At 61.6% G+C, this 20,286-nt stretch carries 24 protein-coding genes; 8 read left to right on the top strand and 16 right to left on the bottom strand.

The window, feature by feature from the left end; genetic code table 11:
- Positions 1-24: 24 nt before the first annotated feature.
- The 8 genes from ACWNZ1_RS14495 to ACWNZ1_RS14460 all read right to left on the bottom strand — a co-directional run bounded on the left by ACWNZ1_RS14495 (position 25) and on the right by ACWNZ1_RS14460 (position 4,293).
- A complete protein-coding gene (locus ACWNZ1_RS14495; RefSeq protein ID WP_280944128.1) occupies positions 25-1,029 on the bottom strand; it encodes a glutathione S-transferase family protein in 1,005 nt (334 codons plus the stop codon).
- An 88-nt stretch (positions 1,030-1,117) separates the two neighbouring features.
- Entirely contained in the window at positions 1,118-2,119 is a 1,002-nt protein-coding gene (locus ACWNZ1_RS14490; RefSeq protein WP_135846069.1) for a glycosyl transferase family protein, read from the bottom strand.
- The gene (locus ACWNZ1_RS14485) at positions 2,116-2,451 is read right to left on the bottom strand and encodes a TusE/DsrC/DsvC family sulfur relay protein (RefSeq protein ID WP_256453397.1); all 336 of its coding nucleotides are present in this window, start codon (positions 2,449-2,451) and stop codon (positions 2,116-2,118) included. The genes ACWNZ1_RS14490 and ACWNZ1_RS14485 overlap by 4 nt, the downstream gene beginning before the upstream one ends.
- On the bottom strand, positions 2,448-2,741 hold the full coding sequence (tusB, locus tag ACWNZ1_RS14480) for a sulfurtransferase complex subunit TusB (RefSeq protein ID WP_265072187.1): 294 nt from the start codon (positions 2,739-2,741) through the stop codon (positions 2,448-2,450). Before tusB ends, ACWNZ1_RS14485 begins: the two co-directional genes overlap by 4 nt.
- The gene (tusC, locus tag ACWNZ1_RS14475) at positions 2,741-3,103 is read right to left on the bottom strand and encodes a sulfurtransferase complex subunit TusC (protein ID WP_135846066.1); all 363 of its coding nucleotides are present in this window, start codon (positions 3,101-3,103) and stop codon (positions 2,741-2,743) included. Before tusC ends, tusB begins: the two co-directional genes overlap by 1 nt.
- Positions 3,104-3,496, bottom strand: a complete 393-nt coding sequence (gene tusD / locus ACWNZ1_RS14470) for a sulfurtransferase complex subunit TusD (protein ID WP_135846065.1) — start codon at positions 3,494-3,496, stop codon at positions 3,104-3,106. It abuts the gene before it with no gap.
- A 204-nt stretch (positions 3,497-3,700) separates the two neighbouring features.
- Positions 3,701-4,030 (bottom strand): DUF6388 family protein, encoded by a 330-nt coding sequence (locus ACWNZ1_RS14465; RefSeq protein WP_256453396.1) that lies wholly within the window; start codon positions 4,028-4,030, stop codon positions 3,701-3,703.
- A 2-nt stretch (positions 4,031-4,032) separates the two neighbouring features.
- The gene (locus ACWNZ1_RS14460) at positions 4,033-4,293 is read right to left on the bottom strand and encodes a hypothetical protein (protein ID WP_135846063.1); all 261 of its coding nucleotides are present in this window, start codon (positions 4,291-4,293) and stop codon (positions 4,033-4,035) included.
- A gap of 142 nt (positions 4,294-4,435) precedes the next feature.
- Between ACWNZ1_RS14460 and ACWNZ1_RS14455 the strand changes: the two genes are divergently transcribed.
- Entirely contained in the window at positions 4,436-4,786 is a 351-nt protein-coding gene (locus tag ACWNZ1_RS14455; protein ID WP_135846062.1) for a hypothetical protein, read from the top strand.
- A gap of 61 nt (positions 4,787-4,847) precedes the next feature.
- Here the strand turns inward: ACWNZ1_RS14455 and ACWNZ1_RS14450 are convergent, their stop codons facing one another.
- Positions 4,848-5,282, bottom strand: coding sequence for a GNAT family N-acetyltransferase (locus tag ACWNZ1_RS14450; RefSeq protein WP_135846061.1), 435 nt, complete (start codon positions 5,280-5,282; stop codon positions 4,848-4,850).
- A 162-nt stretch (positions 5,283-5,444) separates the two neighbouring features.
- Between ACWNZ1_RS14450 and ACWNZ1_RS14445 the strand changes: the two genes are divergently transcribed.
- Positions 5,445-5,978 carry a cysteine hydrolase family protein gene (locus ACWNZ1_RS14445; protein ID WP_135846060.1) on the top strand — a complete coding sequence of 178 codons (534 nt, stop codon included), beginning with the start codon at positions 5,445-5,447 and terminating at the stop codon, positions 5,976-5,978.
- Between the two features lie 60 nt (positions 5,979-6,038).
- Here ACWNZ1_RS14445 and ACWNZ1_RS14440 read toward each other — a convergent pair whose 3' ends face one another.
- Positions 6,039-6,899 (bottom strand): CAP domain-containing protein, encoded by an 861-nt coding sequence (locus ACWNZ1_RS14440; protein ID WP_256453394.1) that lies wholly within the window; start codon positions 6,897-6,899, stop codon positions 6,039-6,041.
- A 212-nt stretch (positions 6,900-7,111) separates the two neighbouring features.
- A complete protein-coding gene (locus tag ACWNZ1_RS14435) occupies positions 7,112-8,083 on the bottom strand; it encodes an EamA family transporter (RefSeq protein WP_280944127.1) in 972 nt (323 codons plus the stop codon).
- Between the two features lie 250 nt (positions 8,084-8,333).
- Between ACWNZ1_RS14435 and ACWNZ1_RS14430 the strand changes: the two genes are divergently transcribed.
- On the top strand, positions 8,334-9,464 hold the full coding sequence (locus tag ACWNZ1_RS14430) for a sensor histidine kinase (protein ID WP_135846057.1): 1,131 nt from the start codon (positions 8,334-8,336) through the stop codon (positions 9,462-9,464).
- Between the two features lie 95 nt (positions 9,465-9,559).
- Positions 9,560-10,651, top strand: a complete 1,092-nt coding sequence (locus ACWNZ1_RS14425) for an SMP-30/gluconolactonase/LRE family protein (RefSeq protein WP_135846056.1) — start codon at positions 9,560-9,562, stop codon at positions 10,649-10,651.
- A 55-nt stretch (positions 10,652-10,706) separates the two neighbouring features.
- Here ACWNZ1_RS14425 and ACWNZ1_RS14420 read toward each other — a convergent pair whose 3' ends face one another.
- The 4 genes from ACWNZ1_RS14420 to ACWNZ1_RS14405 form a co-directional block, all read right to left on the bottom strand.
- A complete protein-coding gene (locus ACWNZ1_RS14420) occupies positions 10,707-11,087 on the bottom strand; it encodes a DUF1850 domain-containing protein (protein ID WP_256453393.1) in 381 nt (126 codons plus the stop codon).
- Positions 11,084-13,111, bottom strand: a complete 2,028-nt coding sequence (locus ACWNZ1_RS14415) for a TRAP transporter permease (RefSeq protein WP_135846054.1) — start codon at positions 13,109-13,111, stop codon at positions 11,084-11,086. Before ACWNZ1_RS14415 ends, ACWNZ1_RS14420 begins: the two co-directional genes overlap by 4 nt.
- An 81-nt stretch (positions 13,112-13,192) precedes the next feature.
- Complete coding sequence (locus ACWNZ1_RS14410; protein ID WP_135846053.1) at positions 13,193-14,143, bottom strand: TAXI family TRAP transporter solute-binding subunit; 951 nt, start codon at positions 14,141-14,143, stop codon at positions 13,193-13,195.
- A gap of 107 nt (positions 14,144-14,250) precedes the next feature.
- Positions 14,251-15,258 carry a LacI family DNA-binding transcriptional regulator gene (locus ACWNZ1_RS14405; protein ID WP_456027720.1) on the bottom strand — a complete coding sequence of 336 codons (1,008 nt, stop codon included), beginning with the start codon at positions 15,256-15,258 and terminating at the stop codon, positions 14,251-14,253.
- Positions 15,259-15,435: 177 nt separating this feature from the next.
- On the opposite strand from ACWNZ1_RS14405, the gene ACWNZ1_RS14400 reads away from it, so the two are divergent.
- From ACWNZ1_RS14400 to ACWNZ1_RS14390, 3 genes are all read left to right on the top strand, one after another.
- Positions 15,436-16,602: a Gfo/Idh/MocA family protein gene (locus tag ACWNZ1_RS14400; RefSeq protein ID WP_456027719.1), complete on the top strand. Its 1,167-nt coding sequence runs from the start codon at positions 15,436-15,438 to the stop codon at positions 16,600-16,602.
- Complete coding sequence (locus tag ACWNZ1_RS14395; RefSeq protein WP_280944968.1) at positions 16,599-17,708, top strand: sugar phosphate isomerase/epimerase family protein; 1,110 nt, start codon at positions 16,599-16,601, stop codon at positions 17,706-17,708. Before ACWNZ1_RS14400 ends, ACWNZ1_RS14395 begins: the two co-directional genes overlap by 4 nt.
- A gap of 67 nt (positions 17,709-17,775) precedes the next feature.
- Positions 17,776-19,008: a nucleoside permease gene (locus ACWNZ1_RS14390; protein ID WP_280944125.1), complete on the top strand. Its 1,233-nt coding sequence runs from the start codon at positions 17,776-17,778 to the stop codon at positions 19,006-19,008.
- Between the two features lie 24 nt (positions 19,009-19,032).
- Here ACWNZ1_RS14390 and ACWNZ1_RS14385 read toward each other — a convergent pair whose 3' ends face one another.
- A complete protein-coding gene (locus ACWNZ1_RS14385; protein ID WP_280944124.1) occupies positions 19,033-19,689 on the bottom strand; it encodes a polysaccharide lyase family 7 protein in 657 nt (218 codons plus the stop codon).
- A 248-nt stretch (positions 19,690-19,937) separates the two neighbouring features.
- Here ACWNZ1_RS14385 and ACWNZ1_RS14380 point away from each other — a divergent pair, with 248 nt between their 5' ends.
- Positions 19,938-20,273: a hypothetical protein gene (locus ACWNZ1_RS14380; RefSeq protein ID WP_135846048.1), complete on the top strand. Its 336-nt coding sequence runs from the start codon at positions 19,938-19,940 to the stop codon at positions 20,271-20,273.
- Positions 20,274-20,286: the final 13 nt, after the last annotated feature.

The raw sequence follows: 20,286 nt of genomic DNA, 5'->3' as shown, positions 1-20,286 counted from the left end.
CTCAACCGCAACAAAGATCCCGGATCAATCCCGGGTCCCAAGCCAAATCCCTTCCCCACTCAACCTTTCCCGATCATGGCCAACCCTGAAATCCTGCTTCGGTCCCTTGGGCACGATCCCATTGGGGTTGATGGTTTTGTGGCTGCCGTAGTAATGGCCCTGGATGTGGGGGAAATCCACGGTCTCGGCAATGCCCGGCCACTGATACAGCTCCCGCAGCCAGTTCGACAGGTTCGGGTAATCGGCGATGCGCCGCAGGTTGCATTTGAAGTGACCGAAATACACGGCGTCGAAGCGGATGATCGTGGTGAACAGGCGGATGTCGGCCTCGGTCAGGTATTCGCCGACCAGGTAGCGGCGGGCTTCCAGCAGGGCCTCCAGCCAATCCAGTTCGGCAAAAAGTCCGTCGAACGCTTCTTCATAGGCGGCCTGGGTGGTGGCGAACCCTGCGCGATACACGCCATTGTTCACCGCCGGATAGATACGCTCGTTCAAGGCGTCGATATCCCTGCGCAAAGGCTCGGGATACAGATCCAATCCATTGCCGGTCAGGCCATCGAAGGCGCTGTTGAACATGCGGATGATTTCCGCTGATTCGTTATTCACGATGCGCTGTTGCTGTTTGTCCCACAGCACCGGCACGGTGACGCGGCCGGTGTAATCGGTGGTGTCAGCGGTGTAGCGCTGATGGAGGAAGCTCAGGTCGTCCAGTTTGTCGCCAGTGGAGCCGTGGGTCTTGTCGAAGGTCCAGCCGTTTTCCAGCATCAGGTAGCTGACCACCGAGACGTCGATCAGGTCTCCCAGGCCTTTGAGCTTGCGAAAGATCAGTGTGCGATGGGCCCAGGGGCAGGCCAGGGACACATACAAATGGTAGCGCCCGGCCTCGGCGGCAAACCCGCTCTCGCCAGTGGGGCCGGCACTGCCGTCGGTGGTGATCCAGTGACGGCGTTGTGCCTGTTCGCGTTGGAACGTGCCGTCCTTGCTTTCATACCACTGATCCTGCCAGCGGCCCTCGACTAACAAACCCATCTTGATCTCCTCGGCCAATACACGTTGGAGGCGAGTCTATTCCGATAGGTTCGAACAAAAAGCGCAAAGGTTAGGCGTTAATGATCGGTTAAATCGAACGGTTCCGGGCATCCCAATACTGCCGGGCCTTGTCGAACGCCTCTTCGCGAGCCAGGCCCAGGCCGCGCAGGGCCAACGCCATGGTCGCGATCAACGCCAGTTGCGGGTAGCTGTCTTGCACGTCGCCGCGCCAGATGGCTTTCAGGTACTCGGGGTCGAGGCTTTCCGGTTTGACGTGGCGCTGCTCGGACAGTCGCGGCCATTCTTCGTCCCAGCTGGCGCCGCCGGTGGTGCCATACAGGTGACTGTCGGCATCCGGGTTGATCTCGATCTCGCCGCCGTCGCCCTTGATCACGATGGTGGTGTCGCCCAGCAAGCCGCTGGCATCGCGATGCACTGCCTGGTAGCCCGGGTGGAAGATGCTTTGCAGCCCGCAACGGGCGCCCAGCGGGTTGAGGATCCGTGCCAGGGAGTGAATCGGCGAACGCAGGCCCAGGGTGTTACGCAGGTCGATCATCCGCTGCATTTGCGGCGCCCAGTCCACCAGCGGCATGAAGGCCAGCCCGCCGTTGTCCAGCGCATTGCCGACTTGCTGCCAGTCGCGGCACAGCGGGATGTGCAGCAAATCCAGCAATTGCTCGGTGTAGAGCCGGCCCGCCGTGTGCGCGCCGCCGCCGTGCATGAAGATCCGCACACCGTTCTGCCCAAGGCACTTGGCCGCCAACAAGTACCACGGCAAATGACGCTTCTTGCCGGCATAGGTTGGCCAGTCGAGGTCCACCGCCAACGCGGGGACCACCAGGCGTTCACGCAGGGCTTCGGTAAAGCCGGCCATTTCCTCGGCGCTTTCTTCCTTGTGCCGCAGCAGCATCAGGAAAGCACCGAGCTGGGTGTCCTCGACTTTATCGTCGAGGACCAGGCCCATGGCTTCGCGGGCTTCTTCGCGGGTCAGGTTGCGGGCGCCGCGCTTGCCTTTGCCAAGGATGCGCACGAACTGGGCGAACGGGTGTTCGGCCGGGGTCTCTAGGGTCAGCGATGGGAAGTCGGTCATAAGCAATTCGTCGGTTTGGGCAGGCCCGCCAGCTTGGCGGCGAGTTTGGCGGGGGTGCCTTTGAACAATCGGTTCAGGTGCAGGCTGTTACCCTTGTCCGCGCCCAGTTTCAGCGCGGTGTACTTGATCAGCGGCCGGGTCGCGGGGGAGAGCTGGAATTCGTTGTAGAAACCGCGCAGCAGCTCAAGGATCTCCCAATGTTCGGGGCTCAGCTCGATGTCTTCGGCGGCCGCCAGGGCAATCGCCACATCGGCCGACCAGTCGTCAAGGTCGGCCAGGTAGCCGTCCTTGTCCAGTGCGATGGCGCGCTCGCCGACGGTCAGCGCCTTCATAGCCAGGTGTTGACCTTGTCATGCTGGATCGACAGCTCGACAAAGGCCGGGTAGTCGATGGCTTCGGCCCAGTCTGGAACCGGCAAGGCCCGAGCCTGGACATCTTCGGCGAGCACGAACAATTTCCGGCCGCCGACCTGCAGTTTTTCAAACGGCGCGGTGCCCGGTTGCAACGCGTACGTCGCGTCGCCGCACAGCAGCAGCGCATCTTGACTCCCCAGGATTCGCAGGCAACTGGCGAGGCGGTTATCGCCGAAAGGTGAATGAGACAACACATGCAAAGTCGACATCAGAGGGTGATCACCTGGTCGTAACGGTCAATAAGCGCAGTGATGTCCGGCGCGGCCAGCACTGTCAGGTCGTCCAATGCCAACGCATCGGCGGCGATGCCGCGTTCAGCGGCGCTCTGGGCACAGACAAAAAGCGCTTCGATGCCGAACATGGGCAGCGCCTGCAAGTTCGCGCTCAGGTCTTTTTGCTGGACGGCCTTGGCGTTCTGGCCGGCGGCGAGCTGGAACACGCCGTCATCGAGAAACAGCAGGCCGATGGGCAGGTCGAACGCGCCGCCGGCCAGCACGATGTCCAGCGCCTCCCGGGCGCCGGGGCCGGACCATGGGGCCTGGCGGCTGATGAGCAACAAAGATTTGGCCATTCACGCGCCTCCAAAACAGATCAGACGGTCGGCGTCCTGGATTCCATCATGCAACTGACCCAGGCCGGACAAGGCCCAGGGCGCTTCGACACTGACCGCCGAACGCTGGTAGCGCTGGGCTTCTTCGTCGTTCAACACGCCACGGCGCAATGCCGCTGCGATGCACACCACGCCGTCGAGCTGGTTGTCGCTGACGAACGCGCGCCACTGTTTGGGCAGGTCCTGCTCATCCTGGGGCGTGACGACACTGCCGGCGGCGTTATAAACGCCGTCCTGATAGAAAAACAGCCGCACGATTTCATGCCCACCCGCGAGCGCAGCCTGGGCAAACAGCAAGGCGCGGCGCGAGGAGGGCGCATGGGCGGCGGAAAACAGCGCGATGGCGAACTTCATGACAGACCCGATCAGCAAAACTGCGGCCATGATAATGCTTTATGGGCGGGGGGGCGATTGTGTATGCCTGTGCGGGAGCAAGGCTGGTGCAGCGAGGCCTGTGTGGGAGCACCTTGCCCGCGATGAGGGCCACACGGTCTCCGGAAAGCCGAGGCGCCTGTATCGCGAGCAAGCTTTGCTCCCACAGATGGGCGTGCGATCAGGCTACTGCTTGAGGCCATGCAGCTCGCAATACTCCGCCCACTCCATCCCCGCCATCTCCGCCACTTCCCTGTGCACCTCCAGGCGTTGGGCCTGGTAGTCCTGGGGCGAAGCCGCGGTCAGTTGCAGGGTCAGTTCCCAGGCGAACAGGCCCAGGCGCTCGGCCTCGGCTTCGAATGCTTCATGCAACCGCTCAGCGCGGTACTGCGCGGCGGTCTCGCCCTTGGCCTGGGCCAGCAGCGGGTTGAGGTGGTCCAACTCGACGCGCAGCTCGGGGCGCTCATCGAGAAATTTTTCCAGGGCCCGTTCGTGTTGCTGTTCGGTTGCCGCCATGGTCACTCCTTGGGGGTTGAGGACTGCTTCTTGCTGGCCTTGGCCGCAGCCGCCAGGCATTCGAGGGCGAATTGTTCGGTGTAGGTCATCTGGATCGGCGTGGTTTCGCCCTTGACGGTACGTTCACCGTCGAGGATGTAGCGAATCCGCTTGTCGGTGACGCCGATTCGCTTGGCGATCCAGGAAGGTGTCTGGCCGATCTGGCTGATCAGTTTGTCGGCGTATTCGGCGGTGGGTTTGTAGAACTCGGCGTTGGGGGTCATGGAGTGTTCCGCGATGGCTGGTGGGAATGGCGCGACAGGTTGCGCGAATCGTTGGCCGATGTCCCGTGTAAATTTCAGTAAAGCAGCACGAAGGCGGGGGCCGCAGTGCTACAGTCCGTTTTTTTCTCGATGAGTGAACGCAATGCGAATGTTGACGGTGGCCCTGGCCGCAACCTTGCTGGCCGGCTGCGCGGGTTCGGCGATGAACCAGGCCCGGACTCAAACCCCTTATAAGACCCTGAGCTCGGACAAACCCGAGCAGCTCGTGGCCCAGTGCATACAGTTTTCCTGGCAGGACGAAGCGGTGTTTGGTGTCGATGCTGGCGCTTACCTGCAACCGGGCAAGAAGGGTGGTTCGACTGTTTACACTCGCTCGGCTGAGTCGTTCGTCGATTTGGAAACCGGGGCCTCGGGCACGGTGTTGAATTACTACGCCAAGCAGGATGACTTCGTGGCCAAGCGCCGGTTGGCGGCGTTGGCGACTTGTCTGTAAATAACTCGCACGGAGTCCCGGATCAATGTGGGAGCGGGCTTGCTCCCACAGGATTTGTGTTTCAGTCAGCAGGGTTCAGGCGCTTCTGGAGGAAGAAGTGCTGGTGCCCTGGCGGGTAGTCGTCGATCTGGCCGATTTCCGTGAAACCGTGTTTTTTGTAGAACGCTGGGGCCTGGAAGTCGAAGGTGTCGAGCCAGATGCCCACGCAGTTTTTCTCCCTGGCCAGGTCTTCGGCCATCTGCATCAAGGTCGAGCCCGTGCCTTGGCCGCGAGCCTGTTCCGGCACGACCAGCAGCTCGATATAGAACCAGCGGAAAAACACCCGTCCGTACAGCCCACCAACGATTTCGTTGCTGTGTTCGTCCCGTACCAGCCAGGCGACCAGTTCCGGCACTGTCCCGCCGGTCTTGGCCGTGTTATAGGCGCGTAGCGGCGCGAGGATGGCTTGGCGTTCTTCGTCGGTAGGGGTGTCCGTGCGTTCGATTCGTAGCGTCATCGGCGCTGTCCTTATGCGGTGAGTGATGAACTGGACGAGCCTATCCCAAAGGCTGTCGTGGCGTCACCCGGTCGACGGGGAAACAGGCGCATTACGCAAACCGGGCCATACTGCCTAATGCAATCGCGGTTGGGATCGCGCACCGTTTCGAAGAGGAAAGTCATGAACACTGCATTGCTGATCATCGATATCCAGAACGCACTGTGCAGCGGTGAAGAAGAATGTTTTGAGAGCCAGCGCCTCATCCGGACCATCAACGCCCTCAGCGCCAGGGCCCGGGCTGTTGGTTTGTCGGTGATCTTGATCCAGCACGAAGAGCTGGAAGGCTCGCTGACGTATGGTTCTGTCGCCTGGCAATTGGCCGATGGCCTGTTGACCGCTGCCGATGACCTGCGGGTGCGCAAGACCACGCCCGACGCTTTCTACCAGACCGATCTGCTCTCGCTGCTGCAAGCCCGAGGCATCGACCGCCTGGTGATCTGCGGGCTACAGACCGACTATTGCATCAACGCCACCGTGCGCCAGGCCCATGCCCTGGGGTACGAGGTGGTCCTGGCTGCCGACGCCCACTCTACAGTGGCCAACGGTAGCATGGCGGCCGAACAGATCATCGCCAACCACAACAACAGGCTGGGGCGCTTGAGCAGTGCGGTGTCGCGGATCGATGTGGTGCCGGCGCAGGAGATTCGTCTCTGACCTGAACCCCTTGATGGGGTGACACCGCACCCTGTGGCGAGGGCAATGGCTTCCTCACCCTCAAGGCGCCCCAAACACCATGGTCCAATAAACCCCTGCATCGCTGCGCGAGTCGGTGGCGTACGCCGCGCCTACCTGGGTGAACATCGGGTTCATCAGGTTGGCGCAATGTCCGGGGCTGGCCAACCAGTCTTGCATGGCCTTGCTTGGCGAGCCTTGTCCGGCGGCGATGTTTTCGCCGAGCTTGCGCCCACGGAAACCCGCGCCTTTGGCTCGGTCGGCCACGGAGCGGCCGTCAGGGTCCTGGTGGGCGAAATAGTTGCCGCGGGCCATCGCCCGGCTGTGCCCCTGGGCGGCTGTGCCGAGGGCGGCGTTCCAGCTCAACGGCCGGGCGGCGGCGAAACGTTGGCGACCACACATCCTGGATCTGGCTCGCGCGGCGTTGACCTGGGCCAGCAGCGTCTTGTCCGCGGAAGCAACGTTGCCCACCCGGCTACCGCCCATGGGCTGGGCCAGTACCACTCGCCATTCATCACCGACCCGGTTGACGCCGATGTCGGCGTACTGGTTGTCCAGCAGCGCCGCGCAGTGCTCGTCCGCCAGCATCTCAAAAGCTTCTTCGGCGTCCCGCGCGTCAGTCAGGCGGATGCTGCGCACTGTCTGGGCCTGGTAGCCTGCGTCCTTCAAGGTTTCCCGCAACCCTGCGCGAAAGCCAATCGGCAAGGCCAGGCTCGAACGCAGCACTAATGGCTGCGAAGGGCGCAATGTCCGCCAGTCACAACGGTGGGATTGGCTGCGGTAGTCGTTGATCGCTTGCACCAGTTGCCCTTCGCCTCGGGCATGGGCGGGATTGGTAAATAAAGGCAGTAGGGTGAGGAGGCAAAGCGAAGCGAAACGGCAAGAGCGAACAGTGTGGCGCATGGGGCGAACGGCTCGAGAGAGGGAGTTGCTTTAGCGCCAGGCTTGGCGCCGATCAACCGGAAAACCTGTCGCTGTCGATTGGCGAGGTTTTCACGGCTGGGGTAGGACTGCGGGTTTGAAAACAAGTTTCAGGAGGGTGAAGACTTATCCGCAGGCCTACGCAGGCTCTGTTTTGGACTGGGACACTGTGGCGAGGGCAGTCAACAGAGGGGTCAGGTGCGTCCAGCTGCCTCGGCCACGGGGACCTTGACCCGCTCAACCTTGCGATAAGTCAGCAGCACAATGCCGGTGACCACGATTACCCCGCCAAGTACCTGGCCCGGGTTGAGCATCTGGTCCAGCACCAGCCAGCCGATCAGCAACGTTGCCAGCGGTTCGATGTTCATCACCGGGGCGTTGCGGGGCATGTCCAGGCGAGGCACGGAAATGAACAGCACGATAAACCCGGTGCCGTAGAGCACCACCAGGGTCGCCAGGGCCAACCAGCCGGTGCTGCTGGCCGGCAGGTCGAAGCCGCCGGGGAGGGCGCCGGTCAGGCCGGCAAGGTTGACGCTGCTGAAGACGATGAAAATGGTCAGCAGGCTGCGCACCGAACCTCGCACCTGGGACAACTTGTGGTCGGTGATCCACAGCGCGCCAGCGAACACGCAGGCGGCGCAGAAAGCCAGGCCAACCCCGAGCAGCCATTGTGGGCCGACGCTCTGTTCAGACGCTAATCGGGCCGGCACCTCCAACACGAACACCAGCCCCACCAGAATCATCCCCATCAACGCGGCGGTGCGTGCGGTCGGTCGTGGCCCGCCCAGCGCCCAGGTCAGCAACGCCAGCAAAATCGGAAAGACGTTGCCCACCAACAGCGCCAACGCTACCGGCACCCGCGCCACGGCGGAGTACAGGCACAGGCTTTGGGCGCCGATCAACAGCCCCAGGGTCAGTTGCCAACGCCACGCCCCCGGCGGCAAACGCAGGCTCTGGCGCTGCCACAACACCATGGCGGCCAACACCAGCAGGGTCCCGCCCGAACGCAGCAGGATCGCCAGCAACACACCGGCACCGTCATCGAACGCCGCCCGCGCGGCGACATGGTTGCCAGCAAAAGCACACCCCATGCACAGCAGAATGAGCACCGCGAGGTGGCGGGGGAAGGGCGTGGGGGTGTCAGGTGCAGCGCTGGGGCGAGTCATGGCAGGGTGTCTCAAAGGAGGGCCGCCCGAGCAAAGCATTTCGGGTCGGCTGTTTTTAGTTGTGGGTTGTCGTACAACTTCGATGGAATTTTTACCCTATAGGGTTGTAAGAGACAAGGCCAGAAGCGGCACGATCTGTTACCTCGGCGCGGCGACTCTGCGCAAGACCGCGCACATTGTCCTGCGCTTTGCTGTACAACAACCTGACCGTTGTGTCGTTTGCAGCATCGCCCCATATGCGGAGCACTCCATGCGTCTGGCTGATTTCATTCTCGACAATATCGAGCCAATCCTTCAGGCGTGGGAAGATTTCGCCAAAACCATCACCCCCGCGTCCATTGGCATGGACTCCGTTGCCCTGCGCGACCATGCCGAGCAGATGCTGCGCACCATCGCCGCAGATCTGCGCACCAAGCAGACGCGCAAGGAGCAGATTGCCAAGTCCCACGGCGATGCCCCGACGGCGGATGCCGAAACCGCCGCCGAAACCCATGCGGTCATTCGTCAGTCTTCAGGTTTTACCGTGGAGCAGATGGTCTCGGAGTACCGGGCGCTGCGCACCAGTGTGCTGATGCTCTGGATGCCCCACACCCAGCTGGATCAAAAGCAGGTCATGGCCGATCTGATTCGATTCAACGAGGCGGTGGACCAGGCCTTGGCGGAATCGGTGGTCAGTTACTCGGGCGCGGTCGATGCATCGCGCAACATCTTTCTCGGGATCCTGGGGCATGACCTGCGCAGCCCCTTGGGCGCGATTCTGCTGAGTTCCGAGGTGCTGCTGCGAGCCGGAGACCTGCCCGCCAAAGCCACCAAGATTTCGTCGCGCATCTACACCAGCGTCAAGCGAGCCAACAAAATTGTCGGCGACCTGCTGGATTTCACCCGTACCCAACTGGGCTCGGGCATTCCGGTGCAGCGTTTCAACGGTGACCTGGTGGCGGCTTGCGAAGGCATGGTGGAGGAGGCGCGGGCCTATCATCCGGAAAACAGAATCCTCTTTGAAACAACCGGTCCCCTGGAAGGGCTGTTTGACCAGGCTCGCATGGAGCAGGTGTTCTCCAACCTGATCGGGAATGCCGTCCAGCATGGCACCGAGGGCACGCCGATTGTTGTTTCGTTGAGCGCTGAAGACGATATGGCGGTGATCGCGATCAACAACCAGGGCAAGCCTATCGAAAGCGACGCGATCGCCAGCATCTTCAACCCGATGATCCGGCATTTGCGCAGCGGTGAAGTACAGTACGGTTCTACGGCCGGGCTGGGGCTTGGCCTGTATATCGCCTCGGCGATTGTCTCGGCCCATAAGGGCACCATCGAAGTTCACTCGAAGGCGCGGGCGGGCACTACGTTCACCGTTCGTATCCCGTTACACCCCCACTGATGGGGTGTTCAGGCGTACATCCAGCTTGCTTGTACGATGTCTTATCACGGTGTAAAACTGTCGTCCCGTCCAATAATAATTAACGGAGACGCACGATGGATGCTTCGCAATCTGCAACCGCCGCCGATCAGGGCCGCCGGATATTCCTGAAAAAATCCCTGGTGGTCTCGGCCGCCGCCGCCACCCTTGGCAACCTGCCAGGGCTGGCCCAGGCCGAGCCCTTGAGCCAGCGTTACCCTGACCCGCTGATCAATATCCTTGACCCCAGTTTCATGGACTTGCGCATCTTCAACGCCAGTGTGGAAAAACTCGCCACTGGCCTGCGCTGGGCGGAAGGGCCGGTGTGGGTCGGCGACGGTCGTTACCTGCTGGTCAGCGACATTCCCAACAACCGCATCGTGCGCTGGGATGAAATCACTGGTGGCCTGTCGGTTTATCGGGAGAACTCCAACTTCTCCAACGGCATGTGCCGCGATCGCCAGGGGCGGTTGCTGGTGTGCGAAGGTTCCACCACCTCGAGCGAAGGCCGGCGCATCACCCGCACCGAGCACAACGGCACTATCACCGTGCTGGCGGACAGTTTCGAAGGCAAGCCGCTTAACTCTCCCAACGACATCGTGTGCAAACGCGACGGTTCGGTCTGGTTCACCGACCCACCGTTCCAGACCGGCAACAATTACGAAGGGCACAAAGTCACGCCGGCCCAACCCCACGCGGTGTACCGCATCGACGGCGAAACCGGCAAACTCAGCCGGGTGATCGACGACCTGGCGGGGCCCAATGGCCTGTGTTTTTCTCCAGACGAGAAAATCCTCTACGTGGTCGAAGGCCGAGCCAAGCCCAATCGCTTGATCTGGGCGATCAGTGTCAAGGACGATGGCACGCTGGGTGAGCGGCGCAAGCACATCGAAGGCTTGGATTACGCCGCCATCGACGGGCTCAAGTGTGATGAGAGCGGCAACCTCTGGTGCGGTTGGGGCGGCAACGGCGACCCCAAGGCCGACCTGGAAAAACTCGACGGCGTGCGGGTATTCAACCCCGAAGGCAAGGCCATTGGGCACATCTCCCTGCCGGAGCGCTGCCCCAATGTGTGCTTTGGCGGCCGGGAAGGTAATCGGTTATTCATGGCCGGCAGCCACTCGTTGTATTCGCTGTTTGTGAATACCCGAGGGGCGACGTTTGCCTGAATGAACGACTGATCCGCAGATACTGCTTTTCATTGTCGGTTCTGCGCTTGGCGGGTTATTCGCAACTCCACAGTTCCACGGTGGGTTGACCCGCCGCAGGTGGCCCCAACCATTGGCTCATCGACCGGCAACTGCCATCGAAGCACAATTGATAGTCGCCGGCCTGCGGCGTGCGTGCCAGTTTCAGTGGTTGCAGGGGCGGCAGTTGGCGCCGATAGTGCCAACTGCCGTTTTCCAGCCGGGCGTCTTCGGGAATCTCCATGCCAGCGCCGTTGCCTTTGACCCTGGCCTCACCCAGGACCAGGCCCTGTTGGGTGACGCGGTAGTCTTCTTCCCAGCGGACCTTCTCGATGGTGTGGTTCCACGCCAGCGTGAAATCGGCAATTGGAAGCTGGGCCCAGACCACACCGGACAGGCCCAGGCACAAACCGATCACGCCAAGGCCCGCCCGCTGCGCCGCGCGCGCCACACGTGCTGGAAGATCAGCAGTGCGCCCAGCACGAAGCCAATCTCATCGGTCAGCGGCAGGGCCACCACCAACAAGGCGCCGGCGGCAAAACACATCAGGCGTTCCCAGAGCGGCATTTTCTGTTGCAGATAGCCGGTGGATGCCATGCCCCAGAGGCCGACGGCCAGCAACGTCTTGATCAGCATGTACGCTGTCATCCACAAGTTGTCGCCCTGCAGCATCAATGCCGGGTTATAGACGGTCATGAATGGAATGACAAAGCCGGCGAGGGCGATGCGCACCGCCCAGAAGCTGATCTTCAGGCCACTCTCCCTTGCGATGGGCGCAGCGGCGAAACAGGCCAGCGCCACCGGTGGCGTCAGGTCGGCGAGGATGCCGAAATAAAACACGAACATGTGCGACACGATTAATGGCACGCCGAGTTCCAGCAAGGCGGGCGCGGCAATCGAGCTGGTGATGATGTAGTTGGGAATGGTCGGGATGCCCATGCCCAACACCAGGCAGGTGAGCATGGTGAGGATCAGCGACAGCAGCAGGTTGTCCCTGCCGATTGCCAGGATGTAACCGGCAAAGGTGGAGGCTACGCCGGTCAGCGAGACCACTGCGATGATGCTGCCCACCAGCGTACAGGCGATCCCCACGGGAACGGCGTGACGCGCACCGTCCACCAGGGCGTGCAGGCAGATGATGAGGGTTTCGCGTGTGCCTTTCATGAACCAGCAGACCACCACCAGCACGCCGATCACCGCAAAAACGACACCGATGCCCAACCGGAAAAAACCGACGCAAAGCAAGCCCAGCGCGACCCAGAAAGCACAGCGCAAGGCGTAGTTCGAGACCTTGAGAATAATCGCCGAGCCGAGAATCACGATGGCCGTCAACGCCAGGCCCACCATGCCGGAAAACAGCGGTGTGCGTCCGGAAAACAGCAGGTAGACCAACACCCCAAGCGGGATCAGCAGGTACCAGCTTTCCTTGACCGCGCCCCAGGCGCTGGGGCACTGGTCCTTGGGCAGGCCCTTGAGGTCGGAACGTTTGGCTTCCAGGTGAACCATCCAGAACACCGAACCGAAGTACAGGCACGCCGGTATCAACGCCGCCTTGGCAATTTCCACGAACGGTACATTGATGGTTTCGGCCATGATGAAGGCCACCGCGCCCATCACCGGTGGCATGATCTGGCTGCCCATGCTGGACGTCGCTTCCACGCCACCGGCAAACGCGGCCCTGTAGCCGAAGCGTTTCATCAGCGGGATGGTGAATTGCCCGGTGGTGACCACGTTGGCGATGCCCGAGCCGGTGATGGTGCCCATCAGCGCCGATGAGACCACGGCTACTTTCGCCGGCCCGCCCAGTTTGTGGCCGAACAGGCCCATGGCGAAATCGGTGAACAGCTTGATCATGCCGGCCTTTTCCAGGAACGCGCCGAACAGGATGAACAGGAAGATATAAGTGGCCGACACATAGGTCGGCGTGCCGTACAAACCCTCGGTACCGAACGACAGTTGGTTGATGATTTGATCGACGCCATAGCCGCGATGGGCTAAATCCCCCGGCAGATATTCGCCAAACAGGCCATACGCCAGGAACAGGGCGCAAATGATCGGCAGCGCGATGCCCATCACCCGCCGTGCCGCTTCGAACACCAGCACAATCAGCACAACGCCTATCACCATGTCGGCGGTGGTCAGGTCGCCAGAACGTTGGATCAGGTCGGCCTCGAACACCCATTGATAGACGGCCGTCGCCACGCCCGCCAGGCTCAGGACCCAGGCCAGGGGTTGCCAGGGACGTTGCTTGCCATAGGCCGGGTAGCTGAGGAACACCACCCACAGCAGGAAGCCGACATGCACCGCCCGCAGCACGATGCTGGAGACCGGGGAAAACGCGGCGGTGACAATTTGAAACACGGAAAACAGCAAGGCCACGTAGAACAGTGTCTTGGGCCAGTCCCGCGGGTCCGTGGCGATGCCGTGCTGGTCTTCACTCATGAGGTGCCTGCCTTCTGTTCACATTCAAGGTGCGAAAACACGACGCGTCAACGGCGACGGGCGCCGTTGACGCGTTTGGGGCTACAGCGCGCCCACTTCCTTGTAGTAGCGCTCGGCACCGGGGTGGAGCGCGATTGGCAGGTTTTTCGCGGCGTTTTTCAGGGTGATGTCCTTGGCCGCCGAATGGGAGGTGCCCAGGCGATTGAGGTTCTCGAACAGCAGCTTGGTCATCTGGTAGGCCACCTCATCCGGGACATCCTCGCGGGTCACCAGAATGTTGGTAATGGCCACGGTCGGTACGGCCTCGGTTTGGCCGTCGTAGGTGTTGGCCGGAATCATCGCGCTTTGGTAGGCCGGGTTGCCGATTTTCTCGACGACGTCGGTGGGCACCGACACATAGTTCAACGCCATGGTCGAGGCCAGGTCACGAATGGCCGCCATCCCCAGGCCGGAGGACTGCAGCGTGGCATCCAGTTGGCGGTTCTTGATCAGGTCCACCGACTCGGCGAACGGCAGGTACTGGACCTTCATGTCCTGATAGGTCAGCCCCGCAGCCTTGAAGATCGCCCGGGCGTTGAGCTCGGTGCCGGATTTCGCCGCACCGACGGAAACGGTCTTGCCCTTGAGATCGGCCAATGTCTTGATCCCGGATTCCTGGCTGGCGACGATCTGGATGTAATTGGGGTAGGCGCCGGCGATGGCGCGCAGCTTGGTCAATGGTGCCTTGAACCCGGCATCCTCCACACCATTTTTGGCATCCGCCACCGAGTCGCCCAGGGCCAGCGCCAGTTCCCCGCGCCCGGCCTGCAGCAGGTTCAGGTTTTCCACCGAGGCCTTGGTGGCTTGCACCGAGGTCTTGGAGTCCTTGATGCCACTGCTATAGATCTGCGACAGCCCGACGCCTATCGGGTAATAAACCCCGCTGGTGCCCCCCGTCAGGATATTGATGTACACCGGGGCTGCCTGGGCGGTGGTCGTGACCACCAAAGCTGCCGCGGCGGCCAGGAGGGTGAAGCGCTTGTTGACTCGCATGGGGACTCTCCGTCTTGTTATGGCTTTATGCAGAGTCTTTCCACTGTAGTTCAAACGTGGGCGGTGGCGAGTCGAACGGCGGTAAAGGCCTTTTGTGGCGGGCCTGGTTATGGACTATCGTTCTGCGCTGCCGTGCTACCGCGCACCGTCAACTCAAACGGCAGCAACACGTGGCGTTCGGCAATCGGCTTCTTCTCGATCAGGGCGATCAGCATCTCTACCGCTTTCTGGCCAAAGATTTCGGCAGGTTGCGAAATGGTGGTCAGGGGCGGGTCGCAATACGCAGCGAACGGGATGTCGTCAAACCCCACCAGGGAAATATCCTCGGGCACCCGCAGGCCCATTTGCTTGATGCGCGTGAGCGCACCGATGGCCATTTCGTCGTTTTCACAGAACAGCGCACTGGGGCGGTCGGCGAGTTCGAGCATGGTGCCGGCGCCGTCGTAGCCGGCCTTCAAGGTGAAGTCGCCGTGACAGATCAGGCTGGGGTCGGCGGCGATGCCGGCCTGGCGCAGGGCATCCTGGTAACCGGCGACGCGGTCCAGGGTCAGTGGGCTGCTGCGAGGGCCCTTGATGATACCGATGCGGCGGTGGCCGAGGCCGAGCAGATGTTCGGTCATGGCCTGGGCCGCGGCCCGGTTGTCGAGGCTGATGGTCGGGTAGGGGGCGCCTTTGACCACTTCGCAGGCGTTGACCAGCGGCAGGGATTCGGCGCCCTGAGGCAGTGATTCAAAAGGATCGCTCGCCCGCAACTGGATCACGCCGTCGGCCTGGTGCGCATAGACGAGGGAGGCAAATTCCCGCTCGATGGCCTCCCGGCCCTGGGTGTCGCACAGCAGCAACCGATAGCCAGACGCCTGCGCTGCCTGCTGTGCGCCGCTGATGACCCGGGCGAAAAACGTGTTGGCGATGGCCGGCACCAGGATCACCAGGTTGCCGGTCCGGCGGGAGCGAAACTGCACCGCCATCAGGTTTGGCCGATAGCCGGCTTGTTCCACCGCCGCATTAACCTTGTCCCGCGTCTGGGGAAGCACCCGCTCGGGGGATTTCAGCGTTCTGGAAACCGTGGCCACCGACACACCGGCCAGCCGGGCTACTTCACGGATATTGGACAAAATCACCTCGATTGAGCGCCGGGAATAGGGGCACGGTGGGGGGAGCTTACCGCAGGTTGAGCGCCTCACAAATGTTCCTGCATGAACGCATCGGGTTTGACACGCCGGAAAACTGAGCCTAGATTCCTGTCATTATGTAACCGGTTACATTGCTATCCTGACAGAAAGAGAATCGTGATGAATCCTGTAGTACCCAAAATAAGAATGGGCTTCGTCGGCGGTGGAGAGGGCGCGTTTATCGGCCAGGCCCACCGTCAGGCTGCGGGCCTGGATGGCGGTTTCGAACTGGTGTGTGGCGCGTTCAGCCGTGATGCGCAGAACAACCGGCAAACCGGCGCGGCCCTGGGCCTGGCCGCGTCCCGCTGCTACAGCGACTGGCAATTGATGCTCGATACCGAAGCGGCGCTGCCAGCGGACCAGCGCATGGAACTGCTGGTCATCGTCACCCCCAACCATCTGCATGCACCGATTGCCAGCCAGGCGCTGGTGGCCGGTTTTCATGTGTTCAGCGAAAAGCCCGCCGCGCTGAACCTGCGTGAATTGCTGGTCCTCAGGGAAGTGCTCGAAAGCAGCGATCGGCTCTACGGTTTGGCCCACACCTATCTGGGCTATCCGATGGTCTGGCAAGCCCGGGACATGGTGCGCACAGGTGTGATCGGCGCGGTGCGCAAAGTGCTGGTGGAATACCCCCAAGGCTGGCTCAGCCAGGATGTCGCCGGACAGGGCAACAAACAGGCCGGTTGGCGCGACGATCCGCAACAATCGGGTTTGGGTGGCTGTATTGGCGACATCGGCACCCATGCGTTTTCCCTGGCGGAGTTTGTCGCCGACCAACCCATTGAGCGGTTATGCGCCGCGTTGGGCACCCACATCCCGGGTCGGCAGTTGGACGATGACGTGTCGATGCTGTTCCAGATGAGCACCGGCGCCAGCGGCGTGTTGATCGCCAGCCAGGTCTGCGCCGGCGAAGAGAACCCGTTGAAGATCCGCGTCTATGGCGACAAGGGCGCCCTGGAGTGGCGCCAGGAAGAACCGGCAAGCCTGATCCATCGTGCGCTCGACCAACCCATGCGCACCCTGCGTTCCGGTGTCGGCCAGCCGTGGTTGAGCGAGGCCGCCAGCCAGCGCATGCGCCTGCCAGCCGGGCACCCCGAAGGTTATCTGGAGGCGATGGCCAACCTCTACGGCGATTTTGCCCGGGCCATTCGAGGCAACGTTGAAGGCAATGAAGCCCCCGGCGTACCCGGCATTCAAATCGGTTTGCGCGGCATGGCCTTCATTGAGACCGCTGTCGCCAATCATCGCGGCAACGCCAAATGGACCGAACTGGTCTGCACGGCATGAACCCGGAGAATCCTGTGACTTCCATTGCTGAGACACCGACGGGCCTGCGTGGCCCGGGTATTTTCCTCGCGCAGTTCATGTCTGCCGAAGCGCCGTTCGACACCCTGGCCAACATCGCCAAATGGGCCGCGTCGCAAGGCTACAAGGCCATTCAACTGCCGACGTCCGGCACGCAGTACATCGACCTGGCCCGGGCCGCCGAGAGCCAGGAATATTGTGATCAGCTCAAGGCCACATGCGCCCAGGCCGGTGTCGAAATCAGCGAATTGTCGACGCATTTGCAAGGTCAATTGGTGGCGGTGCACCCGGCGTTCGATGCGCTGTTCGACGACTTCGCCCCAGCGCATCTGCGCGGCCAGCCCCAGGCGCGGACCGAGTGGGCGATCGAGCAACTCAAGCTCGCCGCCCGCGCCAGCCAGCGGCTGGGCCTCAAGGCCCACGCAACGTTTTCCGGGGCGCTGCTGTGGCCGTATCTCTACCCGTGGCCACAACGTCCGGCCGGGCTGGTGGAGCAAGGTTTCGCCGAACTGGCCCGGCGCTGGTTGCCGATCCTCGACTGCTTCGAGGCGGCCGGTGTGGACCTGTGCTACGAGATCCACCCCGGCGAAGACCTGCACGACGGGGCCTCGTTCGAGCGCTTCCTGGATGCGGTCGATCATCACCCTCGGGCGGCGATTCTCTACGACCCCAGCCATTTGCTGCTGCAACAGATGGACTACCTGGGTTTCATCGACCGCTACCACGACCGCATCCGCATGTTCCACGTCAAGGACGCCGAATTCCGCCCCGATGCCCGTTCCGGGGTGTACGGCGGTTACCAGGGCTGGGTCGATCGCCCCGGACGGTTCCGCTCGCTGGGCGATGGCCAGATCGATTTCAAAGCGATCTTCAGCAAACTGACCCAATACGACTTCAGCGGCTGGGCGGTGTTGGAGTGGGAGTGCTGCCTGAAGGATTCGCAGCAGGGCGCTGCTGAAGGGGCAGCGTTCATCCAGCGGCACATGATCAGCAAGACCCGCAAGGCATTTGATGACTTCGCCGGTGTAACGGCTGATGAAGATTCCAATCGGCGGCTGTTGGGTTTACCCCCAATGCCAATGACATAACCCTCGCCACAGAGAAGCTCTGCAAAATTTCATTTTTCACAAGAACAACAATAAAACGGTGACTGTCATGACCACAATGAACGCACGCTTGAGCGTGATGATGTTCCTGCAGTTCTTTATCTGGGGTGGCTGGTTCGTCACCCTCGGCACCTTTCTGTCCAGCACGCTAGGCGCCAGTGGTGGGCAGATCGGCATGGCGTTTTCCACTCAGTCGTGGGGGGCGATCATTGCGCCGTTTGTGATTGGCCTGATTGCCGATCGCTATTTCAATGCCGAGCGCATCCTCGCGGTGCTGCACCTGTTGGGCGCGGTGTTGCTGTATCAGCTGTATTCGGCGGCGGATTTCAGCGTGTTCTACCCATATGTGCTGGCGTATATGGTGGTCTACATGCCGACGCTGGCCCTGGTCAATTCCGTGGCGTTCCGGCAGATGCGCGACCCGGCGCTGGAGTTCTCGCGCATTCGGGTGTGGGGCACCATTGGCTGGATCGTCGCGGGGGTGGTGATCAGCTTTGTCTTCGCCTGGGATTCGCGCGAAGCGATCTCGGCGGGCGGCTTGCGCAATACCTTCCTGATGGCTGCCATCGCGTCCCTGGTCCTGGGGCTCTACAGCTTCACGCTGCCGGCCACGGCACCGCTCAAGGCGCAGGCCAGCGATGGCGGCGTCAAGCAGTTGCTGGGGCTGGATGCGTTGGGGTTGTTGAAGGATCGCAGCTACCTGGTGTTTTTTATCGCCTCGATCCTGATCTGCATTCCCTTGGCGTTCTATTACCAGAATGCCAACCCGTTCCTGGCTGAAACCGGCATGACCAACCCGACGGCGAAGATGGCCATCGGGCAAGTCTCAGAAGTGTTGTTCATGCTGCTGTTGCCGCTGTTCATCCAGCGCTTCGGCATCAAGCTGGCGCTGTTGGTGGGCATGTTGGCGTGGGCGCTGCGCTATCTGTTGTTCGCCTACGGCAATAACGGCGACCTGGCGTTCATGCTGTTCACGGGGATTGCCCTGCATGGCATCTGCTACGACTTCTTTTTTGTCTCGGGGCAGATCTACACCGATGCCAAGGCGCCGGAGCGTTTTCGCAGCTCGGCCCAGGGGCTGATCACCCTGGCGACCTATGGCGTCGGGATGCTGATCGGCTTCTGGGTGGCGGGGCAGGTGACCGATCATTTTGCCGTGGCCGGCGGCCATGACTGGAAAAACATCTGGCTGTTTCCCGCCGGTTTCGCACTGGTGGTGTTCGTCTGCTTCCTGTTGACCTTCAGCGGCCGACAGGTGGTTGCCGCGTCGTCCAAGGCCTGAGGCAAAGGCAGGGCTGGGCGCCAGTCATTTGTGGCTGACGTCCAGTTTGGTGTAGGTCACTTTCCCGCCTTCGGAGGCATACCCAACGTTGTCCAGGGTGTAGACGCCGGCCTTGAAATAGAAGTTGTAGGTGTACCAGGACGGGTCGAGCTTCACCTGTTTGCCCACATTGTTGATCAACACCGAGAGCTTGCCTTGCTTGTCCATTTGCAGCGAGTAGGAGAAGGTTTTGTTCAACGGCACGTTTGGCACGGTGTAGATCACCGGGCTTTTCTTGTCCTTGGGTTTGACCCGATACTCCACGTCGATATTGCCGGTGCCCTTGGCGTAGCGGTACACCAGCTTCAACAACGGCGTGGGGGCGTCCTTGGCGTGGATCTGCGCCACGACTACGCGGCCTTCGGAAGGCACCTGGTTTACGGCCAGGGTGCCCTTGAGGGTATTGATGCCGCTGTTGTAGCGCCAATTGCGCAGTTTTCCGTCCTTGCTGGTTTCCCGCAGTTCGGAGCGCGGGTATTCGCTTTTGCCGGTATGGGAGCCAGTGACCGGCGCCCAGAAGACGATCCGCTGGCCGTTACTGTCGAAATACTTGTTTTTCAGGGTCGGCATGGCTTTGGTCGCCACGACTTGCGCTGGCGTTTGCACGGGCAGGGTAATGTTCCAGACAGTCAGGTCAATCATGATCAAATGCTCCAACAGAACCGGCCATTACTCATCAGCCGGAATGGGCAGGATTACCTTCTGTGGCACAGTGTTCATGTTATCGACGAGGGTCCGTTTGGCTACAGCGGCAACTGACGAGTGGCTCTGTGTTGAGCCTCTCAGACGGTTTTTCTGATGGCGCGAGGATAATGTCAATTTGACGTTGATCGGTTAGAGTACGCGCCGCCCGAGAGATGGATCCCGGGCGTTTTCTCATGGAGTATTCAATGAACCACATCAGCAAAGTTGTTGCCTGCGCACTGTTCGGCCTGGCCCTGGCGGGTTGCACCGGCACCCCGATGAAAACCCAGCAGTACGACGCCAGCCAATACACCGTTGTCGGCCACAGTGAAGCCAAGGCCACCGGCCTGCTGCTGTTCGGCGTGATCCCGATCCGGCAGAACAACCGTTTCGTGCGCGCCCAGACCGCGGCGATCAAGGCCAAGGGCGGCGACGCCATGATCAACACCCAAGTGCAGGAAAACTGGTTCTGGGCCTGGGTCCTGACCGGTTACACCACCTCGGTGTCTGGTGATGTGGTCAAGCTGAAAAGCGTTCAGTAAAAACCCAGCTGTC

The organism is Pseudomonas sp. CFBP 5748, from assembly GCF_053850495.1.
The sequence above is the reverse complement of the archived record's forward strand: the minus strand, read 5'-3'. Positions and strand labels throughout refer to the sequence as shown.